We start from the raw sequence: 13,152 nt of genomic DNA on the forward strand, positions 1-13,152 counted from the left end.
CACCATCCGTGCCGACAGCCCCGACCTGCGCCCGGACCTGGTCGAGCGCGACTTCACCGCGACGGCCCCGAACCGGTTGTGGGTCGCCGACATCACCTACATCTAGACGCATTCCGGTTGGGTGTATGCCTCGTTCGTCTTGGACGCGTTCTCCCGGAGGATCGTGGGTTGGCAGCTGTCACGTCATCTCTACACCGATCTCGCCCTAGACGCACTCAACATGGGGATCTGGATCAGGGAACGCAGCGGTGCAGATCTGTCGCGGTTAACGCATCATTCGGACCGCGGTGTCCAATACGTTGCCATTCGCTACACTGAGCGGCTCGGCGAAGCTGGTGTCGTCGCTTCCGTCGGGTCGGTCGGCGATTCCTATGATAACGCGATGGCGGAGGCATTCAACTCGTTGTTCAAGGCCGAATTGATCCGCAACAAGGGGCCGTGGGCGGGGATCAGCGACCTTGAACTCGCGGTCGCCGAGTACGTCGACTGGTACAACCACCGCCGACTACACGGCGAACTCGGCTTCGTCCCGCCGGTCGAGTACGAGATCCATAACGCCACCACCACGACCGCCCGGCAGCCCGCCGGAGCATGAGAACTCAGCCTCTACCAAACCCGGCACTTGACACTCAGTTCGTCGTGATGTGCCCAGTGGACGTCGACGATCGCGTCGATCTTGCGCTGGAAACTGTCGCGGGCATCCCGGGAGACGGGATCACCGCCGCAGGCGATGACCTGAAGACGCTGACTGTTCGACGTGATCGCCTCCTCGATGTCGTCCGCCTGTTTCCGCAGTAGTGCGGCTACCTGCAGCACGTTGTCCACGTGCACTTGTGCGACGAGTTCCGCGATCGAACGCTGCTGTTCCGGAGTCATGGACATGGCGTGAGAGTAGAGGGAGACCGTGGTGTGTCGGAGCGATTCACGGAAACCCGCCCAAGGTCCGTGGGCGGCTCGCAGGTGACACTGTTTCGCTGCCCGGGTGAGCAATTCGGTGGCGGCCCACAGCGCCCGGGGCTACCTTCCGTGTGGCTGGGCAGAGACGAAGGAGGTGACCCCCGTGAACGCGACATCGACATGGGTGCTCCCCTCCGGGGCCACGGTCGGGCGGTAGGTCGTCCGGGAGCGCCGTTCACGAACGCTCCCGAAGGGCACGACCATGCGACTCTCCTCCGCACAGCATCTCGACGACGGCGTCCTCGAACGCAGCGTCACCCTCGACGGGATCCCCGGGATCCTCTGGACACCCGCACCGGCGTCCAAGCCGGTCCCGCTGATCCTTCTCGGCCACCCCGGCGGACTGCGCCGGATGTATCCCAGGCTCGTCGCCCGGGCCCGGCGCTGCGTGGCGGACGGGTTCGCCGCGGCCACCATCGAGCTTCCCGGGAGCGGCGACCGGCCCCGTTCCACCGACGCCGAGGACGCCCGCGCCGAACTCCGTCGCGCGCTCCGGGCGGGCGAGCCGGTCGGCGACGAGATCGTCGACAGGCTCGTCCTCCCGCTCGTCGATGCGGCGGTACCGGAATGGCGGGCCGTCCTGGACGCCCTGCTCGCGCTCCCCGGGCTACGGGAGCCGGTCGGGTTCGCCGGGGGAGTGATCTCCGTCAGCGTCCGGCTGGCGGTGGTCGAACCGCGCATCGTGGCCGCGCTCCTGTTCGCCGGGAGCGTCGTGCCCCGCGCCGTGGTCGAGGAGGCCCGGCGGGTCACCGTTCCGCTGCTGGTCCTGCTGCAGTGGGACGACGAGGGGAACGACCGGCAGACGGCCCTGGACCTGTTCGACGCCTTCGGCTCCGAGGAGAAGACGCTGCACGCCAACATGGGCGGGCACACCGGCGTCCCGGCGTTCGAGGGCGACGAGGGGAGCCGATTCTTCGCCCGCCACCTGAAGTGACGCCTCGGGCTGGGCCTGACCGCTTTCGCTGGTGGCGCTGCTCGGCTCGCCGATCTCAACGTGCTGGTGCCGACCGGCGGAAGCGGCGACACTCGGTCACGCCCGACGGTGGGTGCGGTCCTCGGAGATCGGCGGCTTCCCCCGCTCGATCAACTCGAGTGCCCGCGGTCCGTACAACGTCCACGCCGGAATCCGGATCGCCTCCGAAAGACGAGATCGGGTCAGCGTCCGTTTGAGGCGTGCCCCCGGCTGTGCCGCAGCACCGCTGTCGTCCACGAGCACCGCTCGGCCATCGGATAAGAGGCCGTCCACCGGATGACCGTCGACGGTCGCCCGGAGCCTGACCTCGCTGCTGCCAACTTGCTCCAGCACCTCGTAGAGCCGATCGGCGAGGTCGTCGTCGAGCTCATGGTGCACCGGCGGAACCGCATCGGCGGCAGCCGATGCGGCATCGAGCAGCTCCGCTCCGACGCCGCCCCTGTCACGCCAGAGGTCGGCGTCGCCGACGACAACCAGCCGGGACCGCGCACGAGTGATCGCGACATTCCACAGCTCCGGCTGCTGGTCGATCCAGTCGAATCGTCGGGGAGCCTCGTTCCTGCCCGCGACGAGGGAGAGCACCATGACGTCGCGCTCGCCGCCCTGGAACTTGTGCGCGGTTCCCACCTGCACCCGATCACCGAACTGACCAGCCAGCTCGGTGACCAACTCGGCCTGTGCTCGATAGGGAGTGACGACACCGATCGTCGCGGTGTCGGGGAGGTCCCGGATCAGCTCACCGAGTACCGCGTCGATCTCGGTCGCCTCGGCGTCATTGCGCCACGACCTTCCGGACGGCCCGCGGACGGCGTGACCTGCCACGTCCCGCCATCGCAGCGCCGGCCCGGGCAACCTGACCCGGCCGGGGGCGGCCGGATCGGTGAACACGGTGAGGCGGCCCTTGTAGAAGAGTCTGTTCACCACACCCGCGATATCGGGATGGCAGCGGTAGTGCTCGTCGAGAAGGATCGCTGGACCTGATCGTTGTTCGGCAGCGGCGAACGCGGAGTGTCGGACGGGGGACAGCCGGTGCTCGGACAGCCAGGCTCGCGGGACCTTCCACCGGCTGCGCAGGGTGGCGTCGGTGCCGGGGTCCACGTTCGTGATGTGGCTCAGTTGCATCGGGTCACCGATGACGAGGGCCCGTTTGGCCCGATAGAGCAGCGGCACGATGGATGGGATCGTGCACTGGCTGGCCTCGTCGATCACGACCAGATCGAACAGACCCTCGCCGATCGGGAAGCGTCGAGCAGCCAGGCTCGTCGACGCCCAGGCCGGGAGATAGGGGAGTGCCCGGCGGAACTCCCCCCAGTCCGTCCGGTCCGACGCGGAGGCCTGCTGGAGTTCACGGATCTGACGGTGGCCGTCCCGGGCCCGTCGTGCCACGACGTCTGCGGTCAGCGCTCTTCCCCAGGTGGCGCGTCGCGTCTCGGCCTCGGTCAGGGCGGACTGCACGGCCAGATCGTCGACGCCACCGACAAGCTCCCGCAGCCGGGTCCGGTCTCGGTCGGCTTTCCCCCAGCGGCCTAGGGCAGCACAGATCTGCGACGTGTCGCCGGCCGCCTTGTCCGCATCGTCGAACCGCCCGAGTGGGGAGAAACGGTGATCAGCTGTGTCGGCCCCGATGAAAGACCGAAGGAACCGACGCCGGCGCCAGTCACCGAACCAACGGGCCTTGGCGAGCGAGGCGGCTCGATCGACCCAGCTCGGAGGGGCCGCGCGCGAGAACGGGGCAGGATCCGCCCTGAGCCGGACTTCCTCGGTGTGACAGGCTCGTTCGGCGGCGAGTAGCTCGTTCTCGCGCCGGGCGATCGTGTCGAGCTCATCTCGGGCCCGGGACCAGCTCCGGTCGGCTGCTCGTAGCGCACGGTGCCGTGTCTCCACGTCCGGTGCGGATTTTTGTGCTCGGAGCAGTCCCGCCACGATGGCCTGTTCTCTCTGACGTGCAGCGCGGTTGCCGGTGCGGACCACGAATCCGGGGGCGATCCGGTGACAGCGTTCGACAACCTCGTCGACGGCCGTGTTGTTCGTCGATGCGACGAGGACACTCTGGCCGGCTGCGGTGGCTGTCGCGACCGTGTCGACGACGAGTTGACTCTTTCCCGTCCCGGGGGGACCGGTGGCAACAGTGAGGCGGCGTGTCATGGCGCAGCGGATGACCGCCTCCTGTGCGTCGTTGCCAGGAAGTGGAGTGACGAGTGAAACCTCGGCCTTCGGTACGTCGTCGGTCGAGGTGTCGGGATGGAGCGCGGCGAGCGCCGTTCCAGCGATCGATGTGGGCCGAGCGATGATCTGGACGTAGTCCTTCAGCAAGCCCTTGGCGGCCGAACTGGTCGGAAGCCCGAACAGGATCGCGGCGTTTCGGGCACCCTCGCCGGGGGTTGCGATGTCGACGCGACCGGCCAGATGCTCGGGGCGCAGCTGCTCCACCGAAGGCAGTCCGAACGGGTCCCGGAGCAGCTGGTCGGCATCGGTCGCCATCCGCGCCGACTCGCCGAAGTGCCAGCTCGGCCGGTAGGACCAGAGCAGGCGGGCGGCCTCGTCCTCCTCCAAGCAGGAGGAAACCAGTCCGGGATGAGGTACGACGTCGCTGATCGGCCGCAGTCGTACCGCACCGCCGTCGTCGACGACCTCGACGCGACGTATCAGCAGCGGTGCGCACAGTGGTTGTCCGCTCTGCGTCCCACTGGGCGCGGAGCGGTGCAACACGACCGTAGGCCAGCCCGCCCACAACGTCGGGCCGTGCTCGCTTCGAGCCGACTCGATCAACGCGTCGGCCCCCTCGGGCACCGGAACTGTTCCGTCCGGGTCGAGGACGCCTCGAAGCACTCGTTCAGAGCCGGTCAGGTCGACGTAGTCGTCGCCACCCACTGCCATCAGTCCGGGCCTGGTCGTGTCGGCGCGTACGATGTCGGCGTAATAGCCGAGGAGCCGTGACCAGTCTGGTGCGACGCCCGCATCGTCGTCCGACTCGGGGGCGGTCGCCGCGAAGCTTCGAGCGCTGGCCTCTTCGCCGACTCGTGATTCGGCTGACGTGCGGCCGGAGGGGCGTGCGGCGATGACGATCGAGCCCACGACGTGGTCCGAGGACTTCAGAGGCGTCTGCGGAGGTTCCAGTCCGAGCAGCCTCTGGTGGACGGCGTCGTAGAGATCGTCGACAGAGACGAAACCACCGCCGGTCGTACCCGCGGAGCCGCTGCTCAGAACCTTCACGACGGCGTCGGTGAAGACCGATGCCGTGGGGTTTCCGGACTCATCGATGGGTCCAGAAAAAGAGTACTCGTCCACGTCGGACGATGCGAGAACATAGACGCCACGGGGGCGGACCGGAGCTGTGCGAGTAAGTGGTGTGGTGCTCACGCCTTTGGTCGGGCGAGTGCGGAATCCGCTGGTGAAGGCGCCGCTCTGGCACGTATCGAACAGGGCGACCTTCTGCGCCGCATAACTGTCCTCGAGGCAGTTGTTGACGAAAGTAGCGGAGATCCCGGTACCGGTCAGATCATGAGGGTCGGTGTCGGTCGCGACGAAGGCGAACTCGCCGTCCGGTCGGACCGCACCGTGGCCGGAGACGTAGAGAAGCAGGAGCTCGTCGTCCACGCTCTCCTGGCAGAAGTTGGTGATTGCGGCGCGCATCCGCAGGGCGTCAAGATCGGCGAGAACTTCGACGTCGAAGCCGCCGATCGTTGGCTCGCTCAAGACGGCTCGGAGCTCGTCCCTGTCGACTCTCGCTGAAGGCAGGCGGGCCCAGCGGTCGTTGTGGTGGATCTCGTTGCCGATCAGCAACGCTCGTCGGCGTCGCGGAACGCTCACAGTACGGTGCCGTCGTCCGGGAGCGTCGAGCTGTCCGCGCCTGTGGGCGATTTCCCTTCGAAGAAGCGCTCGATCACAGCTCGCTGCGCAGCATCAGGTTTGCCGGTGTAGGTCAAGGAACGGTCTCCGTCATGGAGAGTCACCGACATCCGGCGATCCTGGGCGCACCACGCTTGGATCGCGGTCGTGAGAACGTCGGCGACGTGCGGGACATACCACCGACCGATGACCGCAAGCGTACCGGCCGCCGCGACAAGCTCGATCGCGCTCTTCGTTCCGTCCGGAGCGAGTTGTCGTGACCGACGAGTCACGGTGATGCCCGCCCCCGCGATTGTCGGATCGTCGACCAACGCCGCACGGAGATCCTGCGCCGAACGCTCGCGCCTGCGTGGATCGCTTCCGACGTGCACAGTCACCGTCAGCTCGTGATCGCTCATCGATACCCTCTTCTGCGTTTCGCGGTAATGTCGGTGATCGTAGTCTTGCTCGATGCGTCAGTGGGTACCGCCGCTCAGGGTACGGTCGCGGACAGTTGTTCCGGTGAGGACTGTTGTGCGTCGACCGATTGGAATCGAGAGACGCAGGGTCATTCGTGAGGGGAGCGATCATCTGGTGCGGGGATTCGAGGCCGGCTTGCCCGCCGCGCGGGTTCCGTTCACAAGGTGGACGGTCTCGCAGGACTTGGACGCCCGGACTTTACGAAGCTCACCAATCCCATTCGCAGGCGCGGCTCCGGGTGCCCGACCTGAATCTCGCCGGAACCGACGGCGCCACGACGTCGTCCAAGCCGCATGACTCTCACCGCCACGGGCCCGGCCGGATCACCGCACTTTCCGGACGACCCCGACCCGGTCCTCTACGGACGTCTCCTGCGCCGCGCCCACGTCACCGGCCGCTGTCCCGTATGGATCCACCCCGACGACCTCGAACACACCCTCGACCGCCCGACCGATCCACGCGCACTCGCCGAGGCGATCGACGCCCTCGACGGCCGCGACGTCCTCGACCGCTGGTGGCCCGGCCCCTGTTCCTCCGAGTGTCCGTGCGGCGAGGCCCTTCCGGCCGCGATCCCGCAGGCGACCGCGGTGGCGCCGGAGACCGACCCGGCACACCGCCTCGATAGGTTCGACGCCGCCGTCGAGCTGGTCGAGTGTCCGCCGCGGAGCCTGGCGGTCGTCGACGCGTACCGCCCGGCCGATACTCCGGCCGCCCTTGGATGGGCGGGGATCTGCAACTATCCGCACCAGGATCTCGTGTCGTTGGCTGCGGTGCTCCGGTACTGGGAGTCGCGGTGGGGCGCGCTCGTCGTGTTCATGAGCCGGTCGCGGATGGAACTGTCGGTCGCCCGACCCCCGATGTACGACGACGAATGCGAGCAGGCCGCCGCCGAGCACATCGCGTTCTGCCCGGACCAGCAAGACCCGCAGAACGGCGACTTCTACACCCTGTCGCGTTACGCCGGCATGATCCGTGGCGCCCGCTCGTGGCACTTCTGGTGGGACTGAGATGACCACCTACGCACACGACCCCGCCGCGTCGGCGATCGTCTCCACCTGGCTCTCGGCGGTGCTCTGGTCCGCCTACTCCGAGGGCGAGGCCGGGCAGCTCCGCCCCGCGGATCTCCTCGCCACCCTGCGGGACCCGGACCGTCCACTGCCCGACGGCGACGACGAACGTGTCCGGCTCGTCCACGCGCTCGGCCGCCTGCTGGCCCGGACGCCCGGGCGGGCGTTCCGTGAGACCGTCGTGCGGGAGGTGCGTGCCGAGCTCGACGCCGTCCTCGACGCCGACGCCGGTGAGCTCACCGGACGGGCACTCCAGGCCGTCCGGCACGTCCGGGGCGACGTCCACGAGGGACACGTCGCGACCGCGGACGCCGTGCTCGAGGCCGATCCGCTCGAACCCGTCGGCCTGCTGACCACGGTCGAACCCCACTCGGCCGCGGTCGCCGCGGTGCACTGGCTACGGGCGGCGGCCCGCTGGGTGGCGGAGGTCGCCGGGCACTCCGTCGCCGACGTCGTCGCGCTCGCCGAGGCGATCGAGCACGAGGACCTCGGCGTCGCGAGGGAGGTCCTGGTCATGCGCCAGGACGAGCCCGACGAGGAGGTCGTGCGTGATCTCCTGCAGGAGGCGGTACTCGCCGGGCGCGGGATCTTCGTCGTCTGCCCGGACAGGCCCGACCCCGACACCGACCACGAGCACCGGGTCCTCACGACGGTGCTGCACTCGCTCGAACCGGGGCGGTGCCTGGTGGACGGCCTGATCCGGGGCATCCAGGGCTGCTTCCGGGTCTACGCGGACGCGATGACCACCCGGGAGCGTCCGGGCGTGGATCCGAGCGAACCGGGGCCAGAGTGGGCCGTCGAGCTGCGGAACCGGTTCGTCGCCGAGCTACAGGAGGAGGCGTGACGACGGAGACGGCCGACCGGATCGTCGACCTTCGGCCCGGATGAATCGTCCTTTTCCTCCTTGACCGTCCCGGTCGGCCCCGCTGTGCTGGGCTCCGGGGAAGGGGGGGCCACATGACCGTCGAGAACGCTCGACCACCACTGGCAGGACCGCTCGGCATGAGCGGCCGGGCACCGGCACCGGACCTGGCGCGCGGTGCGATGCTGCTGCTCATCGCGCTCGCGAACACGCCGTTCTACCTGTACGGCCGCGAGCACTCCCAGGCCGGCTTCCACCCGGTCGAGGGTTCGGTCGTGGACAAGATCGTGCAGGCGGTGCTCATCACGGGCGTGGACATGCGGGTGTACCCGATGTTCGCGTTCCTGTTCGGTTACGGGCTGGCGGTGATCTACCGGCGTCAGAGGGCGAAGGGCGTGCCGGAGCGGGACGCGTACCGGCTGCTGCAGCGACGCAACCTCTGGTTGCTCGTGTTCGGATTCGTGCACGCGGCCCTGCTGTGGGGCGGGGACGTCCTCGGTGCGTACGGCCTGTGCGGGCTGCTGCTCGTGTGGCTGTTCGTCCGCCGGGCCGACCGCACGCTGCTGGTGTGGGCCGGTGTGGGCACCGGCGTCCTGGTGCTGCTCGCCGGGTTCGCGGTCTTCGGTGCGTGGGCCGTGCTGACCGTGGGTGCGTCCGCCGGGGGCGGGATGCCGGCGGACATGACGGCCAGCGCCTCCCAGCCGTCCGTGCTTGCGGCGGTCGGGGACCGGCTCGCGCTCTGGCCACTGATCACGCTCGGCCAGGGCGTGGTCGGGCTGACGGTCCCGATCGCGATCGGGCTCGGCTTCTGGACCGCGCGGCGCCGGATCCTGGAACAGCCGGAGCAGCACCTGCGGCTGCTGCGGGTGACGGCCGTCGTCGGGATCGCACTGGGCTGGGCGGGCGGCCTGCCGCACGCGCTGGCGCACGTCGGCGTCATCGGCGGGTGGGACGAGATCATGTGGGTGTTCGCGGCGACGCAGCTGGTCACCGGCCTGGCCTGCGGCGTCGGCTACGTGGCGCTGTTCGGGCTGATCGGGAGCCGGCTCGCCGGGCGGCCGCTCGGCCCCGTCGGCTCGGCGGTGACCGCGGTCGGCAAGCGGTCGCTGAGCTGCTACCTCGCCCAGTCGGTGCTGTGCGCGCCGGTCCTCGCGGCGTGGGGACTCGGCTGGGGCGCGTCGCTGGGCAGCACGACGATGGCGTTGTACGCGGTCGGGGTGTGGCTCGTGACGCTGGTGTTCGCGGTCGTCCTGGAGCGGCGGGGGCCGCCGGGCCCGGCGGAGACCCTGCTGCGACGGCTGTCCTACCGCAGCACCAGCGGCGCTTCCGCGCCCGCCTGATCCCGTCCGAACCCGGTCGTGCAGGTCAGGTCGTGCGGATCGCGACGAGGAGGCCGATCGATCCCAACAGGGGCAGCACCAGGAGCAGCGCCAGTGCCGCCGCCAGCCCGACGACGACGGCGAACCCGCCGATGACGGCGGCGCCGATCCCGGCCCCGGCGAGGAAGCACAGCGTCGCGACGCCGATCGCCCCGCTGCGCCGGTCCGCGGGTACCGCGGCCCCCGACGGCGGCGATCATCGCGGGCTGCCCCGTCCCGAACGCCAGCGTCACCAGCATCGGGGCCACCGCGAGCACCCACGGCTGGTGCCATGCGACGCCCGCGACCGCGGCGAGCAGCCCGGCGACCGTCGCCGCACAGGCCGCGAGCAGGGTGCGGGTCGGCCCGAGCCGTCGCTGCAGCCGGGCGGACAGCGCCGGGCAGGCGAGTGCGACCGCCGCCGACGGCACCAGCATCAACCCCGTCGTCAGCGGGGTCCATCCGCGCTCGGCCAGCGCCAGCGGGATGCCCAGCAGCAGCGCGAACCAGCTCGCCGGGATCGCCGACGCGCACAGCGACGACCGCACCACCGTCGCGTTCCCGACGACGGCGCGGGGCAGGAAGCCGTCCGGCCGGTGCCGGACCCAGGCGGCCGTCGCCGGGACGCCGACGGCCAGCAGCACCGCGCCCGTCACCGCGGCCGCGGTCCCCGCGCTCGGCGATTGGATGAGCAGGACCAGCCCGGACACCGCCGTGGCGACGATCAGCGCGCCGGCCGGGTCGGGACGGGCCCCGTCGCCGTCGACGACCGACCGCTGCCACAGGTACGGCAGCGCCAGCAGCCCGACGACCGGCAGCGCGACCGCCGCGCGCCAGCCGCCGGCCGTCGTCAGCGCGCCGCCGAGAAGGGGGCCGAGTGCGGACAGCACCGCGGACGTCCCCGCCAGGCGTCCCAGCACCGCTCCGCGTCGCTCCTCCGGGGCGCGTGCGCTCAGCAGGGCTGCCGCGAGCACCGGGATCGCGGCCGCCCCGAGCCCCTGCACGACGCGCGCCACCATCAGGAGCGCGAAGTTCGGCGCCAGTGCACCCAGACCGAGCAGCGCCGTCCCCGTGCACAGCGGCGCCCGGATGCCGACGGCGTCGGCGAGCCGCCCGTGCACCGGCGTCGCGACGGCGAGGGCCACCGCGTAGCCGCTGACCATCCACGTCGCGTCGGCGGTCGTCACGCCGAGTCCTTCGGCGAGGCTCGGCAGCGCGACCGTCACCCCCGACGTCGACGTACCGGCCAGGCTGAACAGCAGGCCGAGCACCACCGAGAGGAGACCCGTCCGCGCCGCGGGAGGAGCAGTCGTCACGCCCCGATCCTCACCCGGGAGGCGTCCTGATTGCATCGTGATTCGATGCGATCGTGCAGATCCGTGACGCCACCGCCGAGGACGCCGACGCCTGCGCGGTGATCTACGCGCCGTACGTCCGCGACACCGCCGTCAGCTTCGAGTCGGAGCCGCCGGGGCCGGTCGAGATGGCCGGGCGGATCGCTGCCGCACAGGAGCGGTACGCGTGGCTGGTCGCCGTGACCGACGACGGCGACGTGCTCGGCTACGCCTACGGTGCCCCGTTCAAGCCCCGCGAGGCGTACCGCTGGACCTGCGAGGTCAGCGTCTACCTGCACCCGGAGGCCCGCGGCCGCGGCACCGGGCGCGCGTTGTACGAGGCGTTGCTCGCCCGGCTGACCGCGTGCGGCCTGGTCGTGGCGGTCGCCGTCCTGACCCTGCCGAACGAGGCCAGCGTCGCGCTGCACCGGGCGCTCGGGTTCACCGAGGTCGGGGTGTTCCGCGGGGTCGGCTGGAAGCTGGGGGCGTGGCGCGACGTCGTCTGGTACCGCCGGGACCTCGCCGACCCGTCGCCGCAGGGGCCCGCCGGAGCGTGACCCGCGGGCCCGGTGCCCGAGGGTGACGTGCGAGGATCCCGGGCCGTTGCGCCGCGCACGTGATCACCGCGCGTGCCGGTGCGCCCCGTCCGCGATCCGGACCGGGGGATCGGTACCGCACGGGAGCACGGGTGGAGCGCGGCAGCACGGACGGCGAGCAGCAGGGGCTGCGCCGGGACCTCGACGGCCGGCAGATCGGGATGATCGCCGTCGGTGGCGCGATCGGGACCGGGCTGTTCCTCGGTTCCGGGCTCGCCATCTCGATCGCCGGACCGGCCGTCATCGTCGCGTACGCGGTGGCGGCCGTCGTCGCGCTCGCGCTGGCCTACGCGCTCGCCGAGATGGTGGTACGCCATCCCGAGGCCGGCGGGTTCGGGCCGGTCGCGCAGCGCTACCTCGGCGACGGGACCGGGTTCGTCCAGCGCTGGATCTACTGGGCCGCGCAGGTGGTCAACGTCGGCAGCGAGGTCGTCGCCGCCGGGCTCTACCTGCAGTTCTGGTACCCCGACCTGCCACTGTGGATCCCGGTCGTCGGCTTCTCGGTGATCATGCTGGCGATCAATGCCGGCGCGGTCCGGTTCTTCGGCGAGACCGAGTACTGGTTCGCGATGATCAAGGTGGTGGCGGTCGTCGCGTTCATCGTCGTCGGCCTGACGGCTATCGTGTTCGGCCTGCCCGGGCAGGAGGCGGTCGGGGTAGGCGCGCTCACCGCGCACGGCGGGTTCGCGCCGAACGGGCTCGGGGCGATCTGGCTCGCGCTGACCGTGGTGACCTTCTCGTTCCTCGGGACGGAGGCGGTCGCCGTGACCGCCGCGGAGTCGCGCGATCCCGGCCGGGACATCCCGCGCGCCGCGCGGCGGACCGTGCTGCGGCTGGCCGTGTTCTACATCGGCGCGATGCTCGTCGTCGTCACGCTGGTTCCCTGGAACACCGTGTCGACGGGGGAGAGCGTCACGGAGTCGCCGTTCGTCCGGCTGTTCGCGCAGGCGGGCGTGCCGGCTGCGGCTGCGGTGATGAACGTCGTGGTGCTCACCGCGGCGCTGTCGGCGATGAACACCAGCCTCTACGTGACCGCGCGGATGACGTACTCGCTGGCCGTCGACGGCTACGCCCCGCGGGCGCTGGCCCGCACCAACCGGCGCGGCGCGCCGCAGCGGGCCCTGGCGCTGTCCGCGGCCGGCCTGGCGCTCGCGTCGCTGGTGTCGGTGTTCGCCGAGGAGACGGCGTTCCCGCTGCTCGTCGGGCTGGCCCTGTTCGGGGCGCTCACCACCTGGCTGCTGATCTTCGCCAGTCACCTGGCGTTCCGCAGGGCGCACGCGGGGGAGCGGTCCCCGGTGCGGCTGCCGGGCGCCCCGTACACCACCGTCGCGGCGATGCTGTTCGTCGCGGCGGTGCTGGCGACGACGCCGTTCACCGACCAGTTCTCGACGGCCTGGAAGGCGGGTGTGCCGTTCCTGCTGCTGCTCGTCGTGATCTACCTGGTGATCCGGCGACGGCGCCGGATCAGGCCTTCTTCAGCTCCGAGTGGAGCTTGAGGACGGTCTGCCTGCTCTCCTGTTCGAGGACGTAGGCGGGGTTGTCCTCGGTCCCGTTGCGGGACTGCGTCGTGCCGTCGATCATCCGCTCGATGCGGTCGGTGGCGGAGTCGACGACCTTGGCGGTGGGGGTGCCGTTGCCCCAGTTCCACGCCACCCAGGTGCCCTTCGCGAACTTCTCGGTCATGGGCGGCGGGTACC

General features: G+C 70.5%; 11 protein-coding genes and 1 pseudogene. 7 read left to right on the forward strand and 5 right to left on the reverse strand.

The genetic code is table 11. The features are described from left to right. Positions 1-118: 118 nt before the first annotated feature. A pseudogene (locus Ae150APs1_RS26500) lies at positions 119-595 on the forward strand (DDE-type integrase/transposase/recombinase); the annotation flags it as partial. Between the two features lie 11 nt (positions 596-606). On the opposite strand, the gene Ae150APs1_RS26505 reads toward Ae150APs1_RS26500, so the two are convergent. Further along, positions 607-882 carry a hypothetical protein gene (locus Ae150APs1_RS26505; protein WP_075300981.1) on the reverse strand — a complete coding sequence of 92 codons (276 nt, stop codon included), beginning with the start codon at positions 880-882 and terminating at the stop codon, positions 607-609. 277 nt (positions 883-1,159) lie between these two features. Here Ae150APs1_RS26505 and Ae150APs1_RS26510 point away from each other — a divergent pair, with 277 nt between their 5' ends. After that, positions 1,160-1,891, forward strand: coding sequence for an alpha/beta hydrolase (locus tag Ae150APs1_RS26510; protein WP_075300983.1), 732 nt, complete (start codon positions 1,160-1,162; stop codon positions 1,889-1,891). 96 nt (positions 1,892-1,987) lie between these two features. Here the strand turns inward: Ae150APs1_RS26510 and Ae150APs1_RS26515 are convergent, their stop codons facing one another. Beyond that, complete coding sequence (locus Ae150APs1_RS26515) at positions 1,988-5,713, reverse strand: AAA domain-containing protein (RefSeq protein WP_139317197.1); 3,726 nt, start codon at positions 5,711-5,713, stop codon at positions 1,988-1,990. A gap of 23 nt (positions 5,714-5,736) precedes the next feature. Next, a complete protein-coding gene (locus Ae150APs1_RS26520) occupies positions 5,737-6,177 on the reverse strand; it encodes a hypothetical protein (RefSeq protein ID WP_075300985.1) in 441 nt (146 codons plus the stop codon). A 354-nt stretch (positions 6,178-6,531) separates the two neighbouring features. Here Ae150APs1_RS26520 and Ae150APs1_RS26525 point away from each other — a divergent pair, with 354 nt between their 5' ends. The 3 genes from Ae150APs1_RS26525 to Ae150APs1_RS26535 all read left to right on the forward strand — a co-directional run bounded on the left by Ae150APs1_RS26525 (position 6,532) and on the right by Ae150APs1_RS26535 (position 9,507). Continuing rightward, positions 6,532-7,245, forward strand: a complete 714-nt coding sequence (locus Ae150APs1_RS26525) for a DUF4253 domain-containing protein (RefSeq protein WP_075300986.1) — start codon at positions 6,532-6,534, stop codon at positions 7,243-7,245. 1 nt (position 7,246) lies between these two features. Beyond that, complete coding sequence (locus Ae150APs1_RS26530) at positions 7,247-8,149, forward strand: hypothetical protein (protein WP_075300987.1); 903 nt, start codon at positions 7,247-7,249, stop codon at positions 8,147-8,149. Positions 8,150-8,262: 113 nt separating this feature from the next. After that, entirely contained in the window at positions 8,263-9,507 is a 1,245-nt protein-coding gene (locus Ae150APs1_RS26535) for a DUF418 domain-containing protein (RefSeq protein ID WP_075300988.1), read from the forward strand. Here the strand turns inward: Ae150APs1_RS26535 and Ae150APs1_RS26540 are convergent. Further along, positions 9,471-10,841, reverse strand: coding sequence for an MFS transporter (locus tag Ae150APs1_RS26540; protein ID WP_170918139.1), 1,371 nt, complete (start codon positions 10,839-10,841; stop codon positions 9,471-9,473). The two genes, Ae150APs1_RS26535 and Ae150APs1_RS26540, sit on opposite strands and share 37 nt — an antisense overlap. A gap of 53 nt (positions 10,842-10,894) precedes the next feature. Between Ae150APs1_RS26540 and Ae150APs1_RS26545 the strand changes: the two genes are divergently transcribed. Next, positions 10,895-11,416, forward strand: coding sequence for a GNAT family N-acetyltransferase (locus Ae150APs1_RS26545; RefSeq protein WP_060572787.1), 522 nt, complete (start codon positions 10,895-10,897; stop codon positions 11,414-11,416). A 131-nt stretch (positions 11,417-11,547) separates the two neighbouring features. After that, entirely contained in the window at positions 11,548-12,951 is a 1,404-nt protein-coding gene (locus tag Ae150APs1_RS26550) for an amino acid permease (RefSeq protein WP_075300990.1), read from the forward strand. On the opposite strand, the gene Ae150APs1_RS26555 is transcribed toward Ae150APs1_RS26550, so the two are convergent. After that, complete coding sequence (locus Ae150APs1_RS26555; RefSeq protein ID WP_075300991.1) at positions 12,920-13,138, reverse strand: DUF2945 domain-containing protein; 219 nt, start codon at positions 13,136-13,138, stop codon at positions 12,920-12,922. The two genes, Ae150APs1_RS26550 and Ae150APs1_RS26555, sit on opposite strands and share 32 nt — an antisense overlap. Positions 13,139-13,152 lie beyond the last annotated feature (14 nt).

The sequence above is a fragment of the Pseudonocardia sp. Ae150A_Ps1 genome (genome assembly GCF_001932315.1).
Lineage (GTDB): Bacteria > Actinomycetota > Actinomycetes > Mycobacteriales > Pseudonocardiaceae > Pseudonocardia.

Bases quoted from the DNA above. Each gene is read 5' to 3' on its own strand.
- Ae150APs1_RS26510 (WP_075300983.1), top strand. From the start codon at position 1,160: ATGCGACTCTCCTCCGCACAGCATCTCGACGACGGCGTCCTCGAACGC.
- Ae150APs1_RS26530 (WP_075300987.1), top strand. From the start codon at position 7,247: ATGACCACCTACGCACACGACCCCGCCGCGTCGGCGATCGTCTCCACC.
- Ae150APs1_RS26535 (WP_075300988.1), top strand. From the start codon at position 8,263: ATGACCGTCGAGAACGCTCGACCACCACTGGCAGGACCGCTCGGCATG.
- Ae150APs1_RS26555 (WP_075300991.1), bottom strand. From the start codon at position 13,138: ATGACCGAGAAGTTCGCGAAGGGCACCTGGGTGGCGTGGAACTGGGGC.
- Ae150APs1_RS26520 (WP_075300985.1), bottom strand. From the start codon at position 6,177: ATGAGCGATCACGAGCTGACGGTGACTGTGCACGTCGGAAGCGATCCA.
- Ae150APs1_RS26505 (WP_075300981.1), bottom strand. From the start codon at position 882: ATGTCCATGACTCCGGAACAGCAGCGTTCGATCGCGGAACTCGTCGCA.
- Ae150APs1_RS26525 (WP_075300986.1), top strand. From the start codon at position 6,532: ATGACTCTCACCGCCACGGGCCCGGCCGGATCACCGCACTTTCCGGAC.